This window comes from Edaphobacter sp. (genome assembly GCF_028283685.1).
GTDB lineage: Bacteria > Acidobacteriota > Terriglobia > Terriglobales > Acidobacteriaceae > Edaphobacter.
On record NZ_JAPWKF010000007.1, the window covers coordinates 23,975 to 46,787 of the forward strand.

At 57.7% G+C, this 22,813-nt stretch carries 19 protein-coding genes and 1 tRNA gene; 10 read left to right on the top strand and 10 right to left on the bottom strand.

The features are described 5' to 3' along the window. Positions 1–194: 194 nt before the first annotated feature. Positions 195–422, top strand: a complete 228-nt coding sequence (locus PW789_RS11060) for a hypothetical protein (RefSeq protein ID WP_299375887.1) — start codon at positions 195–197, stop codon at positions 420–422. A 222-nt stretch (positions 423–644) separates the two neighbouring features. Here PW789_RS11060 and PW789_RS11065 read toward each other — a convergent pair whose 3' ends face one another. After that, entirely contained in the window at positions 645–944 is a 300-nt protein-coding gene (locus PW789_RS11065) for a putative quinol monooxygenase (protein WP_299375890.1), read from the bottom strand. 65 nt (positions 945–1,009) lie between these two features. After that, positions 1,010–1,864, bottom strand: a complete 855-nt coding sequence (locus tag PW789_RS11070; RefSeq protein WP_299375893.1) for an NAD(P)H-dependent oxidoreductase — start codon at positions 1,862–1,864, stop codon at positions 1,010–1,012. Positions 1,865–2,044: 180 nt separating this feature from the next. Here PW789_RS11070 and PW789_RS11075 point away from each other — a divergent pair, with 180 nt between their 5' ends. Further along, on the top strand, positions 2,045–2,383 hold the full coding sequence (locus PW789_RS11075) for a helix-turn-helix domain-containing protein (protein WP_299375896.1): 339 nt from the start codon (positions 2,045–2,047) through the stop codon (positions 2,381–2,383). Here PW789_RS11075 and PW789_RS11080 read toward each other — a convergent pair. Both PW789_RS11080 and PW789_RS11085 read right to left on the bottom strand, forming a co-directional pair. Next, positions 2,360–3,406 (bottom strand): ATPase, T2SS/T4P/T4SS family, encoded by a 1,047-nt coding sequence (locus PW789_RS11080; protein ID WP_299375899.1) that lies wholly within the window; start codon positions 3,404–3,406, stop codon positions 2,360–2,362. The genes PW789_RS11075 and PW789_RS11080 overlap by 24 nt on opposite strands. 97 nt (positions 3,407–3,503) lie before the next feature. Continuing rightward, on the bottom strand, positions 3,504–3,659 hold the full coding sequence (locus PW789_RS11085; protein ID WP_299377906.1) for a LysR family transcriptional regulator: 156 nt from the start codon (positions 3,657–3,659) through the stop codon (positions 3,504–3,506). 279 nt (positions 3,660–3,938) lie between these two features. Between PW789_RS11085 and PW789_RS11090 the strand changes: the two genes are divergently transcribed. Beyond that, on the top strand, positions 3,939–4,187 hold the full coding sequence (locus tag PW789_RS11090; protein ID WP_299375902.1) for a helix-turn-helix domain-containing protein: 249 nt from the start codon (positions 3,939–3,941) through the stop codon (positions 4,185–4,187). 212 nt (positions 4,188–4,399) lie between these two features. After that, a complete protein-coding gene (locus PW789_RS11095; RefSeq protein WP_299375906.1) occupies positions 4,400–5,470 on the top strand; it encodes a site-specific integrase in 1,071 nt (356 codons plus the stop codon). A 70-nt stretch (positions 5,471–5,540) separates the two neighbouring features. On the opposite strand, the gene PW789_RS11100 is transcribed toward PW789_RS11095, so the two are convergent. The 3 genes from PW789_RS11100 to PW789_RS11110 form a co-directional block, all read right to left on the bottom strand. Next, a tRNA-Asp gene (locus PW789_RS11100) sits at positions 5,541–5,617 on the bottom strand. An 898-nt stretch (positions 5,618–6,515) separates the two neighbouring features. After that, complete coding sequence (locus tag PW789_RS11105; protein ID WP_299375910.1) at positions 6,516–7,910, bottom strand: sigma-54 dependent transcriptional regulator; 1,395 nt, start codon at positions 7,908–7,910, stop codon at positions 6,516–6,518. After that, the gene (locus PW789_RS11110; RefSeq protein ID WP_299375913.1) at positions 7,907–9,073 is read right to left on the bottom strand and encodes an ATP-binding protein; all 1,167 of its coding nucleotides are present in this window, start codon (positions 9,071–9,073) and stop codon (positions 7,907–7,909) included. The genes PW789_RS11105 and PW789_RS11110 overlap by 4 nt, the downstream gene beginning before the upstream one ends. A 493-nt stretch (positions 9,074–9,566) precedes the next feature. Between PW789_RS11110 and PW789_RS11115 the strand changes: the two genes are divergently transcribed. The 3 genes from PW789_RS11115 to PW789_RS11125 are packed head-to-tail and all read left to right on the top strand — an operon-like array spanning position 9,567 to position 15,021. Then, on the top strand, positions 9,567–10,673 hold the full coding sequence (locus tag PW789_RS11115) for a TolC family protein (protein WP_299375916.1): 1,107 nt from the start codon (positions 9,567–9,569) through the stop codon (positions 10,671–10,673). A gap of 1 nt (position 10,674) precedes the next feature. Beyond that, on the top strand, positions 10,675–11,865 hold the full coding sequence (locus PW789_RS11120) for an efflux RND transporter periplasmic adaptor subunit (protein ID WP_299375920.1): 1,191 nt from the start codon (positions 10,675–10,677) through the stop codon (positions 11,863–11,865). Continuing rightward, a complete protein-coding gene (locus PW789_RS11125) occupies positions 11,866–15,021 on the top strand; it encodes a CusA/CzcA family heavy metal efflux RND transporter (protein ID WP_299375923.1) in 3,156 nt (1,051 codons plus the stop codon). 51 nt (positions 15,022–15,072) lie between these two features. Here the strand turns inward: PW789_RS11125 and PW789_RS11130 are convergent, their stop codons facing one another. Beyond that, on the bottom strand, positions 15,073–16,293 hold the full coding sequence (locus PW789_RS11130) for a nucleoside permease (protein WP_299375927.1): 1,221 nt from the start codon (positions 16,291–16,293) through the stop codon (positions 15,073–15,075). Between the two features lie 196 nt (positions 16,294–16,489). On the opposite strand from PW789_RS11130, the gene glgX reads away from it, so the two are divergent. After that, entirely contained in the window at positions 16,490–18,556 is a 2,067-nt protein-coding gene (gene glgX, locus PW789_RS11135) for a glycogen debranching protein GlgX (protein WP_299375931.1), read from the top strand. Here glgX and PW789_RS11140 read toward each other — a convergent pair. Both PW789_RS11140 and PW789_RS11145 read right to left on the bottom strand, forming a co-directional pair. Further along, positions 18,553–19,422, bottom strand: coding sequence for a universal stress protein (locus PW789_RS11140; RefSeq protein ID WP_299375934.1), 870 nt, complete (start codon positions 19,420–19,422; stop codon positions 18,553–18,555). The genes glgX and PW789_RS11140 overlap by 4 nt on opposite strands. Positions 19,423–19,492: 70 nt before the next feature. Continuing rightward, complete coding sequence (locus PW789_RS11145) at positions 19,493–20,920, bottom strand: ATP-binding protein (RefSeq protein WP_299375937.1); 1,428 nt, start codon at positions 20,918–20,920, stop codon at positions 19,493–19,495. 37 nt (positions 20,921–20,957) lie between these two features. On the opposite strand from PW789_RS11145, the gene PW789_RS11150 reads away from it, so the two are divergent. Together PW789_RS11150 and PW789_RS11155 are read left to right on the top strand one after the other, a co-directional pair. Beyond that, entirely contained in the window at positions 20,958–22,106 is a 1,149-nt protein-coding gene (locus PW789_RS11150) for a histidine kinase (protein ID WP_299375940.1), read from the top strand. After that, a complete protein-coding gene (locus PW789_RS11155; protein ID WP_299375943.1) occupies positions 22,103–22,792 on the top strand; it encodes a response regulator transcription factor in 690 nt (229 codons plus the stop codon). The genes PW789_RS11150 and PW789_RS11155 overlap by 4 nt, the downstream gene beginning before the upstream one ends. Positions 22,793–22,813 lie beyond the last annotated feature (21 nt).

Genomic DNA, 22,813 nt, shown 5'->3' on the forward strand with positions numbered 1-22,813 from the left:
GAAGTGAGGGTTGTCATCTGCGCGGTACCGAGGGAAGGTCCAGGAGCAATAGGAACTCGAATCTTGGCGCGCAGCCGGCGAGCGGCAGCCGGAACGCAAGCGGGATGAGGGCCGGGAGAAACCGAAGAGGGTTTTCCCGCCGCGATCCGGAAGCCGGTCGGAACAAAACGACCCCGGATGAATCCGGGGCCAGAATGAACGGGCTGAGCGGCTTTTTGCTTCTTGGCGGTGACTTTCATCTCGGCAGGTTTGACGAGAGTTGGAGCCGCCTTCGCTTTGATCGCTTTCTTGGGCTGGGCGTGGGGTGGAGCGAACAGTACCTCGGCTTCCGCAAGCAGGTCGGGATCGGTGTCGCGTGGCACTCCGTGATGGTCCGTAGGTGCAAGACGCAGGGCGAAGCTGCACAGTCTCCTCGTGGGTGAGCGACTTCGGCGCTCATCAGGGTCTATCCGACGCGAGAAGGGGCAGGTTACCTTGGCGCTCTGCAAGCGGTACGGCCCGTCGTGCTTGTGATGGTACCTCTATTCTCCTCAGAATGCTTCATGCATTTACTGCAAGGTGGCTTCCGGTTCTGCTTTGCGATCGAAAGATAGTCGCCGGTATGCGGTTAGCTTGCAGAGCCGCCGAGGCCGACATTGCTCGGATTACTTGAGTGCTTTGACGACGCTGATGCGAATTTCATCACTAAGCAGTGGAAGGATCTTGTTCATGTCGGGCTTCTGAGCTTTGACGTGCGTCTCCAAAGCGTGTTCGCTGGCCCACTCCTCGACGGTGTAAAAGCTACCGACGTAATAAAGGTCTTCGAAGAGCTCATAGCTCACACATCCTTCTTCGCTGCAAGCAGGTTCCACAAAGGCTTTGAGGGCCTTGCGCACGTCATCTTCATGCCCGCTCTTTGCGCGAGCGTAGCCCATAACTGTAATCGACTTGCTCTCTGTATTCATTCGAGTCTCCTAGTTGTAATCGTGGGTGCCGCGAAACCTTCAATGTGTCGCGAATCGGAAAGGTTCTATTCTCGTGATGTCGGAGCAAAATGCTGCGGTGTGTACTTTCCCGATGTGCCAAGAGAAGTGTTTGAGACAAAGGCGGGCTCATGTTGATGTACCGCAAGACCGCGGGCATCGGGTGAGAGTTCCGGCTTCAGAACCTGGACGTCGTTGTAGTCGCCGCCGTTCTGCGAGCGGTAGCCGATAGGTTCAGTTGTCTGCGCCGCGAGAAGGCGGTCAACATACACCCGAACCATAGCTTTCACGCTTTCCTCCGACGAGCGTTCCACTTCGTATAAAACCGCCGGCGGCAGCACAGTCATGCCGGGATAAAAGAGTATGCCGTGCTGCACAGGCCAAAGAATGTCGTCGATGGCACCATTCACGCCACGTGGACCGTAGTGAGACATGCGACCTCCGACGGTCACAGCGACTATAGCCTTGCGCCCTTCTAAAACGCCTTCCCCAAACCGGTCGCCCCAGCGCGCGCCTCCGTGCTCGCCAACGCCGTATGCAAAGCCGAGAGCATAAACACGATCCACCCACCCCTTGAGGATGGCTGGCATGCCATACCACCAAAGCGGAAATTGAAAGACGACTACATCGGCCCAGAGTAGTTTGCGCTGCTCTTCGGCCACGTCTACTGACTGCGTTCCGTTCTTGAACGCCTTGCCAGATTCGGAGGGGTAGTGCAGCGGGGTAGCACGGTCGCGTTCGGGGAAGTCTTCGCCGTCCGCTACTGCTTTCCACTTCATGGCGTACAGATCGGAAATCTCGACTTCGTGACCCGCTGCCGTAAGTGCTTGAATCGCCTCATCCTTCAACAATCCGTTGAGTGATATCGGCTCTGGATGAGCGTAAACGAAAAAGTATTTCATGGGGCAATCCTTTCGGTTGGTGCTTTCTGAGTGATGCAGCAACATCAATAAGATGCCGGGGAATGACGCAAGTCGCACATTTTGTTATACTTACAAATTTGTAACCATGCCATCTTCTTGTTACCATGGGTCATGCGGAAGCAAAGATATGCGCGTTATCCTTCAGCAAGTGGGTGCGGCGTGGAAGCAACCCTTGAGGTCATCGGTGGCAAATGGAAGGGCTTGCTGCTGCATCAGTTAATTGAGCACGATACGCAGCGCTTTGGTGAACTGCAAAGCCTCAAGCCGAAGTTAAGCGCGCGCATTCTCACGGCACAGTTGCAGGAATTGGAAGAGGACGGGATAGTTGTTCGAAAGGCGTTTCCAGTCGTTCCACCGAAAGTTGAGTACTCGCTCTCCGACTATGGCAAGACGCTGGTTCCCCTTGTCCGCATGCTTCAGACCTGGGGCGACGCAGACCAGCAACGGCGTAACGAGAAAAGTCTGGAATTAAAGCTAGAAAACAGGGAGTCCCGATGAACGCTGTTCTCCTAATTCGAAGGTCGCGGCCAGCCAAGGGACAGAATGCAAAGAGGAGGAACTTGACTCTTTGCCGCGCAGCCGGCGAGCGGGGGCCGGGAGAGCAAGCGGGATGAGGGCCGGGAGAAACCGAAGGGGGTTCTCCCGCCGCGATTCTCGGGGCGGATCGAGAGACAAATCGGCCCCGGACGAATCCGGGGCCAGAGTATCTATGCTTAGGCTGCTTTCTGTTTCTTCGCCGCTGTCTTTTTCTCCGCAGGCTTGACGAGAGTCGGAGCCGCTTTCGCTTTGGTGGCTTTCTTGGCTGTGGCCTGGGGTGGTGCGAACAGCGCCTCCGCTTCCGCAAGCAGGTCGGGGTCGGTGTCGCGGGGCAATCCAAGATGGTCCGTCAGTGCAAGACGCAGGGCCAAGCAGGTTAGCTTTTCGTCTGCGGTGTTGCCGAGCGCGGCCAGTACGATCTGCCTCCCAACGAACCGCATTCGGATGCAAGATTTTGAGTTCAGCCGGTTGCTCGATGACGACGAGACGCTCATAGAGCGGAACGTGGTCGAGAAGCGCCTTCATCAGGGTCGACTTACCCGAGCCGGTTCCACCACTGATGATGCCGTTCTTGCGCTTCGTAATGAGCCCCACAGCGGCGTCGCGGACGTGGGCTGGAAGCCCACCGGCAGCGACCAGCTCGTCAGAGGTGTACCAGCGATTGAATTTGCGGACTGTGAGCGTCGGGCCATTAATGGAAGATGGAGACCCAACGACGGCCACGCGCGAGCCGTCAGGCAAGCGCGTATTCAGGATGGGATTTTGGCTGGTCAGATCTTGCCCGAGCAGGCGTGCAACGCGTTCAATAGCCGCCTGCAGGCGGTCATTGGTGTATGGCGCGGAGAGCGGGATATGCTCGACCTCGCCGGCTCGATCCGCGAACACACCCGTAGTCCCGTTGATCATAAAATCCGAGATCGACGGGTCCATCAGGAGCACTCGCAACTCCTCTGGGAAGAACGGGAGTATGAGCTCGAAGCTCATCGCGTTGCTCCCGGCGCAGACTGGACGATTCCGTTGGGATTCACGCCCGGCGTTTCGGCATCTACGGACACGCGGTTTTCGTGGAACTCGGTGATCGTTAGCCCCAACGGATTAATAAATTCATACTGCGGGTAAATCCTGGACTGACGGCAGGCTGCGACCGCAGAACATGTTCGGCGGCTTTGCTGAAGTTCTTGCTTTCGGCAATTGCAACCAGGTATTCCAGATGGCGAAATTCGATGATGTCTGACATGGCCTTGATACTCCGCTGGCTGTGACGTCAAGACTCCACATCTCACTCGGGGGACGAGAGTCGATGTTGCACCTTTAATCGTTCAACTGGGAACCACATACGTCAATTAGTTTCGTTTGGGTTGCTAGGTTCCTACGCGGGTAACTAGGAACCAAAAGGTTCCTACCTCTATAGGCCAGCTATGCACAGAACTTTGAGTGGTATTGATGAGAAGTATTGGACGCGTATGGAGATCAGCGTCACTCTTGGAGTCGGGTATATCCCTACAACGAGGTGAACATGTCTTCAGTCCTGTATGACGCTAAGGACTCGAATCCACTCGGGAAGAAACCACCTGCTTCTGCTGGAACCTTCACGCCGGAAAGACTACTGGACAGTGACGAGGCGGCAAAGATCATGAATGTCCACCCGAAGACACTTCAGAAGCTCGCTCGCAAGGGCATTGTGCGGGGAGTCCATGTTGGGAAGCTGTGGCGCTTCCGCGCCTCCACGATTGAGGATTGGATTCAGAGCCAGCTCGCGAGTTAATTCCCGCAACGAAGACTCGACCTTTGCCCAGCGTAGCGGTAGCCTAATATCAGCCATCCGTTGCGCCGAAGACAGGAGAGAAAATGTCTAGGCGGACACGGTATCAGAATGGAAGCGTGCAGCGCGAAAAGCGCCAGAGTGGACCCGATGTATGGGTCTTTCGATGGTGGGAGCCTGGCTCTGATGGAACGAACAAGCGAAGGAAAGCAATCGTGGGAAATATCCTCACGTTGCCGACTGAAGCAATCGCCCTCAAAGCAGCTCGCGCGTTGCGCATCGACGCCAACTCACTAACCCCGCAGGTAGATGGCGGTCCGGAAACAATCGCAGACTTGGTGGCTCATTATCGTCTCAAGGAATTGAACGAAGAGAGTCACAGCCAAAAGGCGTTTCCGACACGAGCTGCCTATCAAAGCTATCTGGAGAACTGGATCTTGCCCCGCTGGGGTGGACTCAAGATGGACCAGGTAAAACCCGTAGCAGTCGAAGAGTGGCTGCGAGGGATCAAGCGGGCCAAAGCAACACGAGCCAAGCTACGGAATCTGATGAGCGCACTTTTCAGTCACGCGATGCGGTACGAGTGGACGGATAAAAATCCGATCAAGCTCGTGCGCCAGAGCGCTAAGCGAGAGCGCGTTCCTGATGTTCTCGAACTGAGAGAGCTTCAGCTTCTCCTCACCAAACTCGACACACGCGAGCGCACCTTGGTTCTGCTGGCTGCTGCCACAGGACTGCGCGTAAGCGAGCTGTTGGGGATTCGGTGGGCGGATGTGGACTTCGAAAGTCTTGAGCTGCGTGTAACCCGATCCATCTGGCACCAGAAGATCGGGGATTGCAAAACGGAAGCTTCTGCCAAGCCTGTCCCACTCGATGGGTACATGGCGGAAGACCTGCTTCAGTGGCGAAAGAAGAGTCCTTATCCAACACAAGAGGATTGGGTCTTTGCCAGCCCGACCATGAAGGGGGAACAACCCTATTGGCCGGACAATCTGATGAAGCGGTACATCAAGCCGGTCGCCAAGGCGAACAGCATTTACAAGAACATCGGCTGGCACACCTTCCGCCATACCTTCGGCACGTTGCTGAAGGCGAACGGAGAAGATGTGAAAACCGTACAGGAGCTTTTACGGCACGCGAACAGCAGGATCACACTGGATGTGTATACCCAGGCAGTGGGTTCCAATAAGCGCGCCGCACAGAGCAAGGTTGTAAGGATGATGATTCCCAGCGTGGGTCAGAAAGCGGGTGAGACGGACCCGCAGAAAGCTCATGTTGGAGCGTAATGGACCCTTATTGGACCCGGATTTGGCTGTCACTTGGGGTTGCCATAGCTTCTAAGTCCTTTAGAATCTATGGCGGGGACGACGGGGCTCGAACCCGCGACCTCTGCCGTGACAGGGCAGCGCTCTAACCAACTGAGCTACGTCCCCAAGATTGTTTTTCAACAACTTGGAATTTCCAGCAGATAGAAACTGTCACAAAGTCTCTCTCTAACTTACTGCAAACATTGGCCGCTCGCCTGCTTCGGCGAACCACCATCGTTGCAACAACAAGATTGAGTCTAACAGACTTGCAGCACTTTTGGTGTTGGCTACGCAAAACAAAATCTACACGGGCATTGTGTTAGAAACGGAAGACGGAGCCAAACTCTACCAATATTCCTATCGTGGGAGATACGCAGCATCCGGCCCTTCGGATTGTTCTGCGTCTCGATATATCCTGAGAGATCGCGCCCTGTATGGGTGTCCGATGTAGTTGACCTTAATACTCTCGCCATCGTTCCATCCCCGCATGTTGAACTGCGTCAGCGAGGCCCAGTATCCAACCAGGACGGCTTATTCAGCAGAATGTGACGGTCATTCTGCTCTGCCGTCATAATTCGCGTTACATTCTGCAGCCTCTCAAATGAGAATAACCAGGATCAAACCTTTTCCAGTGAAACAGTTAGCAGATGCCGGTTGAATCTTCGGCGCGGGATCAGGATAGAGAGATTATGTCTGGATCGCTCGCAGTGCGAAATAGGTGAGGCACCCCTCCCATCCCCTCAGCCAAATTCAACTGCGGGGCGGCAGGAAGACACTCCTCATCCAGGAGGAATGCACCTTTCCCCTAGCCGTTTCCTGCAACAAGAATAGAAGAAGCAGAGATCCCTAAAATCTGCTTGAACGAAACCTTGAAAGTTTTTCAAGAAACGCTATAAACAGGTAATGCCGTCAACAAACGGTATGCCATCAACCCCGCGACGGCACGAAAACCTGAAATAGTTACTAGCATCTCTGATGCTATAAATTGCGTTCGAGAGCTCGACGAAACCTATCTCAAACGCAGTTAATCGGCTACGCCATCTCCAAGAGACCCTGCGGCTGACAAGCCATGCTTGTCCATTCGATAGATCAGTGTCCTGCGGCTGATATCGAGATACCTTGCCGCCTGCGTCTGATTGCCACCAAATCTCTCCAGCGCCCGCGTAATCAGATCTCGCTCGATCGCCTCAAGGCTGATGCCTTCGTCCGGCAGATCTGGCCACACAAAACTTCCGACACTTCCCTTTTGCTTCGACAACTCCTCGGGCAACTCCTCCGCTGTAATGGTCTCGGAGCACGACAGGACTAGCATACGTTCCAGAACGTTCTCCAGCTGCCGCACATTTCCCGGCCAACGGTATGAAATAAGCCGCTGATGCACCTCTGGCGAGAGCCTTACATGGTTCAGACCATGCCGCTGCTTGGCGCGATAGAAGAGCTTCTCGATCAGCTCCGGAATATCATCCTTCCTATCCCGCAATGGTGGAATGGTTAGCGGAACCACCGCGAGGCGGTAATAGAGATCTTCACGGAACGTTCCGTCCTCCACCATGGCGGAGAGCGTTCGATGAGTAGCCGCAATCACGCGCACATCCACTTTTGCGCTCGTTGTCGTTCCCAGCTTGGTCAACTCCCCTTGCTGCAGCACACGCAGCAGCTTCACCTGCGCATCCAGGGGCAGTTCCCCTATCTCATCCAGGAAAAGCGTTCCTCCATCAGCGGCCTCAATGCGGCCCGGCTTGTTGGCCAGCGCCCCTGTAAAGGCTCCGCGAACATATCCGAATAACTCCGACTCCACCAGATCCCTTGGGATAGCGCCGCAATTGATGGAGACAAACGGCTGGCTACGCCGTGGACTGTTATGGTGAATCGCACGCGCCAGGAGCTCCTTGCCCGTTCCCGTCTCTCCCTGGATCAGGATCGTGGCATCCCTCTGGGACACACGAGCTGCCTGGTTCAGAACATGCAGCAATCCCTTGGAGTGTCCAACGATTCCTTCAAAACCGTACCGCTGATCAAGAGCTGATCGAAGAGTCCGCACCTCTTCGATCAGCTTCTGACGTTCCATCGCACGGTGAACCACCAGCACCAGAGCTTCAAAATCGAGCGGCTTGGTGACATAGTCATACGCACCAAGACGCATCGCCTCCACAGCCGTCTCGATGGTCCCGAATGCAGTCACCACAATCACCGTGGTCTCAAGTCCCTGCTTCGTGATGCGTCCCAGAAGCTCCATGCCGGTCGTCGGCATTCGAAGATCGGTGATCACCAGCGCTGGTTCCTGTTCGCGTAGCATCGACCACGCCTCCTCGCCGTCCGAAGCGAGTGCCACCTCATAGCCGGCCTCTTCCAGCTGCATCTTCATCACGCGACGAAGGCTGCTGTCATCGTCCACCACAAGAATATGTTTGCGATTCATCGCGTCTCCACTCGGCCGGACACTATAGAAGATTCCACGGCCAGCGGCAGCTCCGTACGAAAGATCGTTCCCTTCGCTCCATTCGGACGGCACGTGAGTGCGCCTCCATGTTGCGATGCAATATTCGACGCGATCGCAAGCCCCAGCCCCGTCCCTGTCTCCTTCGTCGTGAAGAACGGTTCAAAGATACGCTCCCTCTCCGATGCCGGAATGCCTCGTCCCTCATCGCATACCTCAATGCAAAGGTGTTCTGAAAGAAAGAACGAACGTACGATCACCTTGCCGTGGCTTTCCGTTGCGTCCAAAGCGTTCAAAATGAGGTTCAGCAGTAGCTGCTTGATCTGCTCCTGATCGCATGGAACCTCACGGGAGCCATCCGCCAGCTGCATCTCCACTACGACTCCTTTGCGTCTCGCAGCATGCTGTGCCAGCGTCCCCACAGCATGAATCATCTCTCGAGGATCGGCATTCTGTAGACGAGGAAGCCGGGGACGGGCGAAGTTGAGAAAGTTCGTCAGCAGCTTGTTGAGTCGTTGCGACTCCTTCGTAAGAATCTCCAGGCATTCGCTGCGAGCCTCCTGCGATGCCTGCCCGCGCGCCAGAATTCCGGTAGCACCGCTGATGCTTGCCAATGGATTGCGAATCTCATGCGCCAAACTCGCCGACAGTTGTCCGGCTGCTGTCAGCCGTTCCGTCCGCTTGATCTGATCGAGGCTCTGTCGTAGCTCCGTGTACACCCGCTCCAGTTCAAGCTTGGTCGTCTCTACTCGAAGGCGTTGCATTCTCTCTCTCTCCGAGAGGAACCCCGCGATAATGCCGGCGGCGCCGAAGGTGCCCAACTCAACCACCTGGTCCTGCGAATCCAGCGGCGCACGAAACCAATGCCGGTAGATCGAAGGGGCCATCAGCACAGCAGTAAACAGAACCGTCTTCAGCGCGCCTCGCCAACCGAAGAACATCCCTGCCAGCATGAACGGAAGGATGTTGAGGTGATGCAGGATGTTATGCAACACCACGGCATGCGGGGGCACAATCCAGGTGTAGACCGCCAACGTCACCACCAGAATCACAATCAGCACGGCCTTTGCCCGCTCAGACCGCAGCCACCGAGGAACCAGCGCCATCTCATTATTGTCCCATGCAGGCGTCAAACTGCCGGACATGTATCCATGCACACGGCTCCCCGGAATGGCATTCATTAGCACGACGTGCCTTCACTGCAATTCAGTCGCCAAGCTGAGCGGCATCTTTTGTTGACGATTTTCAATCGTGATGCCGCCTCTGGCACGCACTCCAACCAATTCGGTACACCCATGTACCTTATGGGACACTCTGCCAGCCAGCCTCTTCGAAAAACGCCCGTATTCGGTCCAATTGCGTTTGGCGTTGCAATTGCACTAATCAAACATGTGACGTTGCATCGACTTACATTGCAGTTCTTCCTGCTAACCAGCTCCTGCCTCATCGCGCAGGAACTACCTCCGTCTCCGTCTGCCGTCGCTTTCGATCTCAGCAGCGACGGTCAGAAGCTGCCCACAGCAGGGACTGAGGCTTCTCCTTCGACGCCTGCCGGCGCTCCCCAGCTCGTCCTCACTCTATCTGATGCCAATTGCGATGTCATCGCGCAGCAACCCAAGGTTAAGCGAGGCGCAGGCCTTGACCGACAAGGCCAGTGCAGCAGCGAAGACAGCCCGCGCCTATACCAACCCAACCATCGATATCTACGAGGGTCGCCAGTATGCACGCCCGATACGAACCCCCGGCGTGCCCGGACTTCTGCAGCATTACGGCGGCTCGCAAACGATTGAAATCCCCTCCGAGCGCCGCGCACGACAGCGAGTCGCTCAGTATGAAATCGCGAGCAGCCGGGCAGCCCAGACCGCGACAGCCATCACCGTCGTAGCCGATGTGAAGCATGCCTTCTACGATGCCCTTCGCCGCCGCGAAGAGATCAGCCATGCGAAAGAGAACCTGCAACTCGTTCAGGATCTCCGACGTCGGGTTGAGGTCGAGGTCCGTGTTGGAGAAAAAGGGCGTCTTGAACTGACCCGAGCTGAAGCTGAACTGGCAAGAGCGCAGTTTGCCGTTCGCAGCGCGCAGATCGAATACAACAACGCCATCGCGATGCTGCGTGTCACCATAGCTGCACCCGCCGACGTCAACCTGGAACCACGCGGCGATCTCGAATCTCGCATCTCACTTTTGCCGGTCGATCAGCTTCGTCAAAACGTGTTGAACGCGCACCCGGCCATCGCGCAATCGAAAGCCGATATCCAGGCAGCTGAAGCATCACTCGATCAGCAAAAGAAACTTCGTATCCCTCAGCCGCAGCTCTTCGCAGAGTTTGAAAATCAGCCGGACCTCCGCTTCTGGCGCACCGGCGTCAACATACCGATTCCCCTCTGGGACCGTCGTCACGGACAGATTGAAGAAGCGCACGCAAACATTAGCCAGTCAACCGCCATCCTCAATCAGCGGCGCCTTGAGCTGATCTCGGCACTCGAGCGCGCCTACGAACAGTACCAGCTGGCGGATCAGCAGGCCACATCACTCGAGTCCGGATCCCTCCACGCAGCCGAGAGCGCAGTCGATGCCGCCAAGGCGGCCTATCGCTACGGCGAACGAGGTATCGTCGAGGTCCTCGACGCACAGCGGGTGCTGCAAAGTGTTCGCGGCGATCTGCTCGACGCACAATACGCCCGCCAATCTGCCCTCATCGATCTACAAGAACTCGGCGCCGTCGCGCCTGGAGCGAAGCCCTAACATGAACGGTCCTGCCAATACACGCGCTCGCAGAAGCCGCAACCTCGCCTATGCCCTTGCACCTTTTCTGTTGCTCTCCTTCATCACACTCCAGGGATGTAAGCAGAAGCCTAAGGAGGAGAAGGCTCAGGTACAGACCGATCCCAACGAGGTCGCAGTCACCCCCGCACTCGCGGAGAACCTGAAGTTTGGTACGCCGGAGATCACCGATGTTAACGGGACCCTCCGCGTCGCCGCGCACGTCGAAACCGATGCGCAGCGCATCGCGCATGTCGGCTCTCCAGTCGCCGGGCGCATTCTGAAACTTCTCATCTTTGAGGGCCAGTATGTCAAAGCGGGGACCGTGCTTGCGACGCTGCACAGCACGGCGCTCTCCGACACACAATTTGCGCTGATCAAAGCAACATCGCAGCAAAACCTCGCCGCGGCTGCAGAGAAACGTGCTGAACAACTGGTTGACGCCGACGTGATCGGACGCGCTGAACTCGAACGCCGCCGCGCCGAGCTGCTTCAGGCTACAACGGAAGCTGCCTCGTATCGCACGCAACTCCTTGGTCTCGGCATGACCGAGGGCCAGATTCGTCAGTTGGAGATAAGCCGCAAGCTCAGCGCAGACTATCCCATCGTGACCCCAAAGAGCGGTACAGTCCTGAAACGCGATATCACCATCGGTCAGGTCGTTCAGCCTGCAGATCAGGCCTTCACCATCGCAGACCTCTCGAGCGTCTGGATCGTTGCTAACGTCCCCGAAGAAGATGCCGGAACACTGCATAAAGGCATTCGCGTCGAAGTCGAAGTGCCCGCGCACCCTGAGAACAAGATCACCGGGTTGCTCTCCTTCGTCTCCCCCATCGTTGATCCCGCCACCCGCACCGTCGATGTACGCATGGATGTCGATAATGCCAATGGCATGCTCAAACCCGATGAGCTCGCCAGCATGACCTTTGTCGGTCACACCGAAAAGAAACTTACGGTGCCTAACGCCTCCGTTGTTCGCGAAGAGAATCAGGACCACGTCTTTGTACAGGTCGCACCGCAGCGATTCGTGCTGCGCGAGGTATCGCTTGGCGAAGAAGAGAATGATCGGCGAGTCGTGCTTGACGGCGTTCACCAGGACGAGCGCATCGTCACCGAAGGCGCCTTCCACCTCAACAATCAGCGCCGGCAGAACTCCATCAAGGGAACACAATAGATGCTGCAATCCATCATTGCCGGTGCACTCAGGCAGCGGCTCATTCTGGTTGTCGTCGCGCTCGTTCTCGTCGGGTTCGGCATCAATGCTGCGCAACACCTCTCCGTCGACGCGTTTCCTGACGTCGCCAACATCCAGGTCCAGATCGCTACTGAAGCCCCAGGAAAATCTCCGGAAGAGGTTGAGCGCTTCGTCACCATCCCCATCGAAATCTCGATGACCGGCCTGCCCGGCATGACCGATATGCGCTCGCTCAACAAGCCCGGGCTCTCGCTCATCACCCTTGTCTTCACCGATGAGAGTGATCTCTTCCGCGAGCGCCAGATGATCTCTGAGCGGCTCGCAGAGTTGCGCGAGCGCATGCCAGCAGGCGTCACGCCTGTACTCGGCCCCATCACGAATGCTCTTGGCGAGGTCTATCAGTACACCCTGGAGCGTCCCGGCGAAACCGCATCGAAGCATATCCTCACCCGCGATGAACTAGTCGAACGTCGCACGCTGCAGGACTGGGTCGTGCGCCCGCTGCTGCGTTCCATCTCCGGCGTAGCAGAGATCAACTCGACAGGCGGCTTCGTCAAGCAGTACGAAACCGTCGTCGATCCGCAGAAGCTGCATTATTACGGCCTCAGCATCGGAGATGTCCGCTCCGCGCTCGCGCAGAATAATGCCAACGCCGGCGGCGGCATTCTTCCCCAACACGCTGAACAGTACCTCATCCGCAGCGTCGGCCTTATTCACGACCTCGATGACATCCGCAATATCGTTCTCAAGGAGTCCAAGGGTACACCCGTCTATATTCGCGACGTCGCCGAAGTCCGCCTCGGCACCGAGGTCCGCTACGGCGCCATGATCAAGAACGGCTATACCGAAGCCGTCGGCGGTGTCGTCCTTATGACCAGCGGCGGCAATGCCAAAGAGATCGTCAGCCGCGTCAAGGATCGAGTCGCCGAGATCAACAACCGCCACATGATTCCCGGCGGACTGCAGATCGTCCCCTACTATGACCGCTCGCAGCTAGTTGACGCCGCCATCCATACCGTCACGGAGGTCCTCGGCGAAGGTGTCATCCTCGTCGTCATCATCCTCTTCCTCTTTCTAGGCGATCTGCGCTCCAGCTTCATCGTCAGCGCTAATCTCATTCTCACGCCTCTGCTCACCTTCCTGGTGATGAACAAGATCGGCCTTTCCGCAAACCTCATGTCGCTTGGCGGTCTCGCCATCGCCATCGGTCTCATGGTTGACGGCTCCGTCGTCGTCGTCGAAAACGTCTTCGCCCGTCTCAGCCATGCTAATCACGAGCAGCACGGCCCCGTGAAGATCAACAAGCTGAGCCTGGTGCTCTCTGCCGTGCAAGAGGTCGCCACACCAACCCTCTTCGGCGTCACCATCATCATCCTTGTCTTCCTTCCCCTCATGACTCTAGAAGGCATGGAAGGCAAAATGTTCGCCCCCCTCGCCTACACCATCGCCATCGCACTTGCCATCTCGCTAGTGCTTTCGCTTACCCTCTCCCCGGTGCTCTCCACCTACCTCCTCAAGGGTGGCTCTGAGGACGATACCTGGCTCGTCCGCATCCTGCGCAAACCCTACCGCAGCATGTTGTCCTGGTCGATGAATCACCGTGGCCTCACCGTGGTCTCGGTCATCATCATCTTCTTTGCTGCGCTCTCGCTATTCCCCTTCCTCGGCACCTCTTTCATTCCCGAGATGCAGGAAGGCACTCTCTCGCCCAACGCAGACCGCGTCCCTAATATCTCCCTCGAAGAGTCCCTCAAGATGGAGAAGGAGATGCAGCGGCTCATGCTCAAGGTCCCCGGCGTCGATAACGTCGTCTCCCGCGTCGGACGCGGAGAGTCCCCCGCCGATCCTGCCGGTCCGAACGAAGCCGACGTTCTTGCCTCGCTTACGCCCTTCGACGAGCGGCCTAAGGGGATGACGCAGGATCACATCGCTGAACAGATTCGGGAGAAGCTTGCTGCACTGCCCGGCATTAATCTCGTCATGTCGCAACCCATCAGCGATCGTGTTGATGAAATGGTCTCCGGCGTCCGTGCCGACGTCGCCGTCATGCTCTATGGCGACGATCTCGACATCCTTGTTGAAAAGGCCAACCAGATTGCGAAAGTCGCCACGGGTATCCAGGGCACACAGGACACCCGGGTCGACCGTGTTGGCGGCCAGCAGTACCTCACCATCACCATCGACCGCGGTGCTATAGCCCGTTACGGCATCAATGCCGCCGACGTTAACGATGTCATCGAAACCGCCATCGCCGGAAAATCCGCTACCGAGATCTACGAAGGGGAGCGCCGCTTCTCCGGAGCCGTCCGTCTCCCGCAGACTCTGCGCGACAGCGTCGAAGATATACGCGAGCTACTGATCAACTCGCCTAATGGCGCCCGCGTCCCGCTTAAAGACCTGGCGACCGTCAAGGTCGTCGAAGGCCCTGCTCTCATCAACCGCAGCATGGGCAAACGCCGCATCGTCGTCGGTGTCAACGTACAGGACCGCGACCTAGGCGGTTACGTCAAAGAACTGCAGCAGAAGGTCGACGGCAATGTGAAGCTTCCCGCCGGCTATTACATCGAGTGGGGCGGTCAGTTCCACAACATGGAGCGCGCACTGCACCATCTGATGATCATCGTACCGATCACGATTGCCGCAATCTTCTTCCTGCTCTTCGTGCTCTTCAGATCCGTCCGCTTCGCCGCACTCATTATCACCGTGCTTCCACTTGCTTCCATTGGAGGCATCGTTGGGCTCTTCGTCACCGGCGAGTATCTTTCAGTCCCAGCATCTGTCGGCTTCATCGCTCTCTGGGGCATCGCCGTCCTCAACGGCGTTGTGCTTGTCTCGTATATCCGCAAGCTCCGTATCGAAGGCATGGATCAGTCCGAAGCCGTTTACGAAGGTACGCGTCTGCGATTCCGTCCCGTCATGATGACCGCGACAGTCGCTGCATTAGGCCTCGTACCATTTCTCTTCGCCACTGGCCCAGGCTCCGAGATCCAGCGCCCACTTGCCATTGTCGTCATCGGTGGACTGGTAAGCTCCACAGCACTCACCCTGCTGTTGCTGCCCACCGTCTACGCTTTCTTTGAGGGCAACGGCGATCCCCGTCTTGAACTGGAACACCACGACACGATTCAAGGCTAAGCTCTATGGGACGCTGACCACCGCGCTAACAGGTCAGCGTCCCGCGCAGCTTTATTTCAACATCGCAGCCTCTTCGACACTCGGCAGTGCGGGCTCCTTCTCCTTAGGGAAGGAGGGCAGGAACAGCACCAGCACAATCAGTGAAGCCACTGCGGAGACGATCCAGATCGAGCGCCAGTCGTAGCCGCTGCCAACCGCGTAGTGCTCCACAACCGCGCCCGAAAGCCACGATCCCAGAAACATGCCGACGCCATAGGTGATGAAGTAAATCAGTCCCTGGGCAGCGGCACGCAGCGAATTCGGCGCCTTCTGGTCGACATAAATCTGCCCCGTCACGAAGAAGAAGTCATAGCAGATGCCATGCACAATAATGCCCAGCCACAGCATCCACATCTTGCCGCTGGCATCGCCATAAGCAAAAAGAGCATAGCGCAGAACCCAGGCCAGCATGCCGCTCACCAGCATGTACTTCACTCCAAGACGACGGAAAAACCACGGAATCAACAGCATGCACAACAACTCGGAGATCTGACCGCCGGTCATCTTACCTGCGGCGTTCGTCACCCCAATCTGGTTCAAAAACAGATTCGTGAAGGCATAGTAGAACTGCAGCGGAATACAGATCAGGAAGGATGCAATCGCAAATATGGCCATGGAGCGGTCCTTGAACAGAAACAGCGCCTCTTTCGGAAACAGCCCAGTCTGCTTTGCACTCTCTGCCTTTGCCAGCGGTGGTGTATGCGGAAGAGTCAAGCAGTACAAGCCCATCAGAAACGACACCGCCGCAGCCATCCGCAGCGGCTGCGCCGTAGCCTCCAGCTTCATCGCGCCGATGATAATTCCCGCTACGATCCAACCTGCCGTTCCCAGCACGCGAACCGCGCCAAACTCCGCCTTCGTATCCGTCATCTGTCGAAACGACAGCGAATTCGCTAATGCCAGCGTCGGCATGTAGCAAAGGCAATACAGCAGCAACGTCGCATACACTGCACCGAAGGTCTTCTGCTGCGATGTCAGCAACAGAAAGACGGCGCCCACAATGTGCAACACAGCCAACACCTTCTCCGTAGCGAAGTACTTGTCTGCGATCAACCCCACCAGGAAGGGCGCGAACGTTGCGCCAACCGCCGTTGTTCCGGCCACCAGGCCTACCTGCTGCCCCGAGAAGTGAAGCGTCGAGGACATCCAGGTTCCCACCGTCACATACCACGCGCCCCAGATAAAGTATTCGAAGAACATCATGGCGCTAAGCCGAATTTTTGTCCCTGTCATGAACGTCTCATCCTGCCGCTCCATAGCCATACCGCGCCATGGCAGCTATAAAGGTTTCGGCAAGCAGCAGGCGCAAACCAGCCGCTGAGGCCTCGCATCCACCATACAGCACTACCCCCAGATGTTTCCCGCCAAATTCCATCCCAAGGTTGTTGTCTTCTCCAAAGCCACCACTCTTCAGTGAGACAATCAAGCCATGAAGGCAGGCCACCCCTATCCCCTCGGAGCCACCCTCACCGACCACGGCGTGAACTTCAGCATCTTCTCCTCTCACGCCCGCGGTATGCATCTTCTATTGTTCGACTCGCCCTCATCGCCCTGGGCTGCCCGGACCATCGCCCTCGACCCCACCATCAACCGTACCGGCCACTACTGGCACATCGAGGTTCCCGATCTCGTCGCCGGGCAGACCTACGCCTATCGAGCCGACGGCCCCTACCTTCCCGAAGCCGGCTATCTCTTCGACAGCAACAAAGTTCTTCTCGATCCCTACGGACGCTCCGTCTGCACTCACCTCTACGACCGAGCCGCGGCAAAGAGCAGAAACGACAACGAGACCGTCTGCATGCGCAACATCGTTATCGATCTCGGTGCATACGATTGGGAAGGTGACCAGCCGCTCGGTAATCTCTTCCACGAGACCATCATCTACGAGCTGCAGGTCGGAGGTTTCACCCGACACCCCGAATCAGGCGTCAGCCCGGAAAAACGCGGCACCTTCGCCGGAGTCATCGAGAAGATACCTTATCTCCAGCAACTCGGCATCACCGCCGTCGAACTCATGCCCATCTTCCAGTTCGATGCTCAGGATGCTCCGCTCGGCCTCGAAAACTACTGGGGCTATAGCCCCGTCAGCTTCTTCGCCCCTCATCTCGCTTACTCCGTCAGCCAGTCCCCGCTCGGCTGCCTCAACGAATTCCGCGACATGGTCAAAGCTCTCCATCGTGCCGGTATCGAGGTCATCCTCGACGTGGTCTACAACCACACCGCCGAGGCAGGGGCCAACGGCCCTACCTTCGGCTTCAAAGGCCTCGACAACTCGCTCTACTACATGCTCTCCGCCGATCGCGCTCGCTTCGCCGACTATACCGGCACCGGCAACACACTCAACTCCAACCACTCCGTCGTACGCCGCCTCATCCTTGATAGCCTCCGTTACTGGGTCTCCGAGATGCACGTTGACGGCTTCCGTTTCGACCTTGCCGCCGTGCTGAGCCGCGATGAGACCGGAACCCCTGTCCCCAACGCACCCATCATCTGGGACATCGACGCCGATCCCATCCTCGCCGGAACCAAGCTCATGGCCGAAGCCTGGGATGCCGACGGCCTCTATCAGGTAGGCTCCTTCTCCCGCGATCGCTGGAAGGAGTGGAATGGCCGCTTCCGCGACGACATCCGCACCTTTCTTAAGTCATCCGACGGCTCCATCGCTCATCTGCAGCAGCGCCTGCTTGGCAGCCCCGACATCTATAACCTCCCACACCATCCACCAGAGCAAAGCATTAACTTCGTCACCTGCCACGACGGCTTCACCCTCAACGACCTCGTCTCCTACGACCAGAAGCACAACCTGGCAAACGGCGAGCAAAATCGCGACGGCCTCAACGAAAACCTCTCCTGGAACTGCGGCGTCGAAGGTCCCACCGAAGACGAAAACATCAACGCCCTCCGCGAACGCCAGATACGCAATGCCTTTGTTCTGAATCTGTTCTCCGTCGGAACCCCGCTCCTGCTCATGGGAGATGAAGTGCGACGCACCCAGCAGGGCAACAATAACGCCTACTGCCAGAACAACGAAATAAGCTGGTTCGACTGGACGCTCTGCGAGAAGAACTCTTCTCTCCTCCGCTTCGTCAGCATACTCATCCACATGCGCCGAAGCTTCGGATCAACCTTCGAAGGACATGCCCTCTCCCTCCGCGGCGTGCTCGAAAGCGCACATATCGACTGGCATGGCGTTCATCTGAACAGTCCCGATCTCTCCCATCAATCCCATACCTTGGCGGCGACGGTCTATACACTCTCCGGTCCTGCCTTTCATGTCATCTTCAATGCTTACTGGGAGCCGCTTACCTTTGCTCTCCCCGCTCCCGTCCCACCCGGTCCTTCATGGTTCCGCATCATAGATACCGCCCTGCCCTCGCCCGAAGACATCGTCCTCCATCAACGCGAGTCGATCACCGACGCGAAATATAATGTCGCTCCCAGATCCATCGTCCTGCTCGGCAACCTTGCCTGCCAGCCTCCAGATCAGCAGAACTAACTGATCGTCAACACAGCGCACGTCGCCTTTGCCAGCAACGCGGGCGTCAATCCCGTCTGCATCAGCATCTGCCCAAATCGCTCTTTCCTCGAGCCCAGTACGATCAGTTGCGCGTGAATCTTTTCCGCGAGCTCCAGCAGCACATTCGCGGCCTCTCCATGCTCGACCACACACGATGGGCTGCACCACGCATAAGCTGAAGCTGGAATCATCCGCTGCAACTCTGTCCGCCACTCTTCGTCCGGCCGCGATAGCTTCTCTTCTTTGGCCTTCACCACATGGCACACATACAGGCGCGCATGCTGCTTCTCTGCAAACGCCAGTGCAGCTCCTACCGCACGAACCGACTCCGCTGAAAAGTCCGCCGCGCAAAGGATGCTGTTCATCAGCTCCCCTTCCAGCAAGGGCTTCACCTTCGGTCCCACCGTCAGCACAGGACATCTCGCATGACGAAAGACAGCCTCTGCCGTTGATCCAAACACTATCTTTGTGAGGCCCTGTCTGCCCGACGTCCCCATCACAATCAATCCCGCCTTCACCTGATCTGCATAGTCCAGAATCGCCTGCGACCGGTCCCATCCCCTGATTTCGACACACTCTGCATGGATGCCCTGCATACGGCGCGCAGCCTCGCACAACAAATCTCGGTTCTGGATCAGGATCGAATCCAGCGCAGGTGCAGAAAGTCCCTCTGCGGCCCTTGCCAGAAGCGAAAGATCGGCCACGTGCAGCACATCCACTCTGGCAGAAAAATGCACCGCCAGGGCTCTGGTATACGACAGCATTGGCAAACTGTTCGACGCAAGATTGGTTGCCATCACAATTCGGTCGATGGCAACTGCTTTTTGCCTACTGATGGCTGGCATCACCCATTCCTCCGTCACGAAGCGCCAACCATACTAGACCTAATTTGTCTTCGCGCGGGAAAGATCTGCCTCAGCGAATGCGCGAAGCCACCTGAGGGGATGCCTCGCCACCCGGCAGCAAAACCGTGAACACCGAACCATGCTCCAGCTGGCTCGTCACAATGATTCTTCCTCCGTGGGCCTCTACGATGGCCCGGCTGATCGCCAGCCCCATCCCGGTCCCCGAAGCCCCGCTTGCCTGCAACCGGCCGCGATAAAACCGCTCGAAGATCAGCCCCTGCTCGGTCGGATCAATACCAATCCCGCGATCCGCCACACTGATCGCAATACCAGCCCCCTGCGCCTCTGCCGTCACCGTAATCGGCGTCCCCGAAGGCGAATACTTTGCCGCATTTTCCAATAGATTTGTGATCACCTTTACCAGCAGCGAAGGATCAGCACGCAGCCACAAATCCTCTGCGATCTGCAGCCGCAGCTCGTGGTTCTCTTCCACCCAGCCACACGTATCTCTCGCCTCGTCGATCAGGCCACGCACCGTCACTCGTTCAAAGTGCATCTGCACCTTCTGTGCATCCAACTGAGCCGTCTCCACGGCCTCCGAGACCAAGCGATTCAGACGGTCGCTCTCCTCGTCGATGATGCTCAGCAACTCATGCCGATCTTCCGCATTAACCTCGCTTTCCAGCAGCGTCGTCGCCGCGCCCTTGATCGAGGTCAGCGGGGTCCGCAACTCATGCGTGATCGAATCGATCATGAGCGAACGCAACCGTTCGTTTTCCTTCGCGGCCTCTCCTCGCGCCACGTTCTCCAGAGCCTGCGCGCGATCGATGGCAATCGACACCAACCCGCCAATCGCGTTGGCTGTCTCGAGCGAAAGAACGACGCCACGCAACAGAAGCATTCCCTTAGGCCGAACCCCCGACCGTACCGGCATCTGCACTTCGTCCGCCGTCATGCTGGCCTGCGTCAGGGATATCGCAATCTGCTGAAAGTGCGGCAGTTCGACCTCCGACACCATGCCATCCCCGGCCTGGAAGACCCGCCCGCCCTCCAACAGATACAGGAGTCCATAGCGTGCCGCCGTCACATCGACCACAGCAGCCGGCAGAGAACGCAGCAGGCTCGCCGCACTCTCCGTCTGCAGCAGATCGCGGCTCAATTGGAACAGGACTTCCAGCTCATGCTGTCGCGCGCTCGCCTCATCCGCTTCGTCCCTTGCGGCCTGCGATAACCTGCTGGCAATAATCGAAGTTGCCAGAAACACCAGCAGCGCCAGCCAGTTCTCCGTATCCGAGATCGTAAAAGTCCCAAACGGTGGCAGGAAGAAAAAGTTATAGCACGCCGCAGCGGCAACCGAGATCACCACGGCAAACCGCAGCCCCCACTCCGTCGCCAGCAGCAGGATAAACAGCAGCAGCGTCAGCGCCACCGTTGTCGTATTCACATGCAGCCACCGCTTGTACACTAGAACGATCGCCGCCAGGCCGGCAAATGCCATGCTCCAGCGGGCGGCTGTCAGAGTTCGACGCGAGTGCATGCGAGAATTGTACGGCGTGACCCATCCGACCAAATCTCCGGAAGACTGGCTCCAGGCCGCCGAGACCGAAAAGCAGCGCGGCCGATTGAAGATCTTCCTCGGCTACGCGCCCGGAGTTGGCAAGACCTTCAGTATGCTCAGCGAAGGCATCCGCCGTCGCAGCCGCGGCGAAGACGTCGTCATCGGCGTGGTCGAAACGCATGGCCGTTCCGGCACAGCGGAGCTTTCCGCCAAACTCGAACATATTCCGCGCCGCGAGATCGAGTACAAGGGTGCCCTCTTCTCTGAGATGAACGTCGACGCCATCCTCGCCCGAGCTCCACAGGTTGCCCTCATCGACGAGCTGGCCCACACCAATATCGAAGGTAGCCGTCTTTCCAAGCGCTACGAAGACGTCTTCCTCCTCCTCGAAAATAAAATTGACGTCGTCAGCACCGTCAACATCCAGCACGTGGAGAGCCTGACCTCGCGCGTGCAGGCACTCACCGGTGTCATCGTCCGCGAGCAGGTACCCGACTGGGTTCTGGACCGCGCCGATGAGATCGTCATCAGCGATCTCACCCCTGAAGCGCTTGTAACGCGCATGCGTCGTGGCGACATCTACCCTGCCGAGCGCATCGAGCGATCCCTCGCCAACTTCTTCCGCCGCGGCAACCTTATCGCCCTCCGCGAGATGGCGCTCCAGCGCGTCACTCGTGCCGTCGATCGCAGCCTTGATGACTATGTGCGTCGCAAGAAACTCGGCGCCCACTGGACCGTATCCGAAAAAATCGCCGTCTGCATCAGCTCCGGCTCGCAAGCCCGCGATCTCATCGCTCGAGGTGCGCGCCTCGCCGAAGCACTCGACGCCGAGCTCTATGTAATACATGTGGCCACCACCCTTGACGAGACACCGGAGCGCAAACGCGCGCTTGAGTCCAACCTTCAGTTCGCCAGAAATCTGGGTGCATCTGTCATCACTCTCAATGACACCGACACCGCGCACGCCACAGCCGCCTTCGTGCGCGAAAACCGCATCACTCAGGCCATCGTTGGTCGTTCCGCCACACACGGACTGCGCAGCTACCTCTACTACCTTGCAATCCAGAAGTTTATGTCCGAAGCCCCACACGTCGACCTTCATATCGTGACCCAGGAGGACCGTTGAAACGCATTCTTGTCGTCGACGACGAGCCGCAGATCAAGCGTATGCTTCGCACCTCGCTTCAGAGCAGCGGCTACGAAGTCATCCTCGCCGCCAATGGTATCGAGGGACTCGCAGAGTTCGAGAGCAAGCGCCCCGATCTCATCATCTCCGACCTGGCCATGCCCGAGATGAATGGCCTTGAGCTCACGCAGGCCATCCGTCGCATCGCCGACACCCCCATCATCGTGCTCAGCGTGCGCGACACCGACGCTATGAAAATCAGTGCCCTCGACGAAGGCGCCGACGACTACCTCACCAAGCCCTTCAGCATGCCAGAGCTTCTCGCCCGTGTCCGCGCGCAACTGCGCCGTACCACCGAGCCCGAAGTCGCCACCCGCATCTCCATCGGAGACTTCATCATCGACGCCGACGCCCACACTGCAACCGTGCGCGGCGCAGCCATCCATCTCACGCCAAAAGAGTTCGACCTTCTTCTCCTCTTCGCGCGCTCACCCGGACGCGTTCTCACCCATAAGGTGCTCCTGCGTTCCATCTGGGGGCCGGCCGGCGAAGACCAACCCGAGTATCTCCGTGTCCTCATCGCCGGTTTGCGCAAAAAAATCGAACGGCCGGATGCGCAGAAGCACATCGAAAGCGAACCTTGGGTCGGCTATCGCTTTCAGCCTGGCGCAGAGACACAGGAATAGCTCTCTGCCAGAACTTACGAC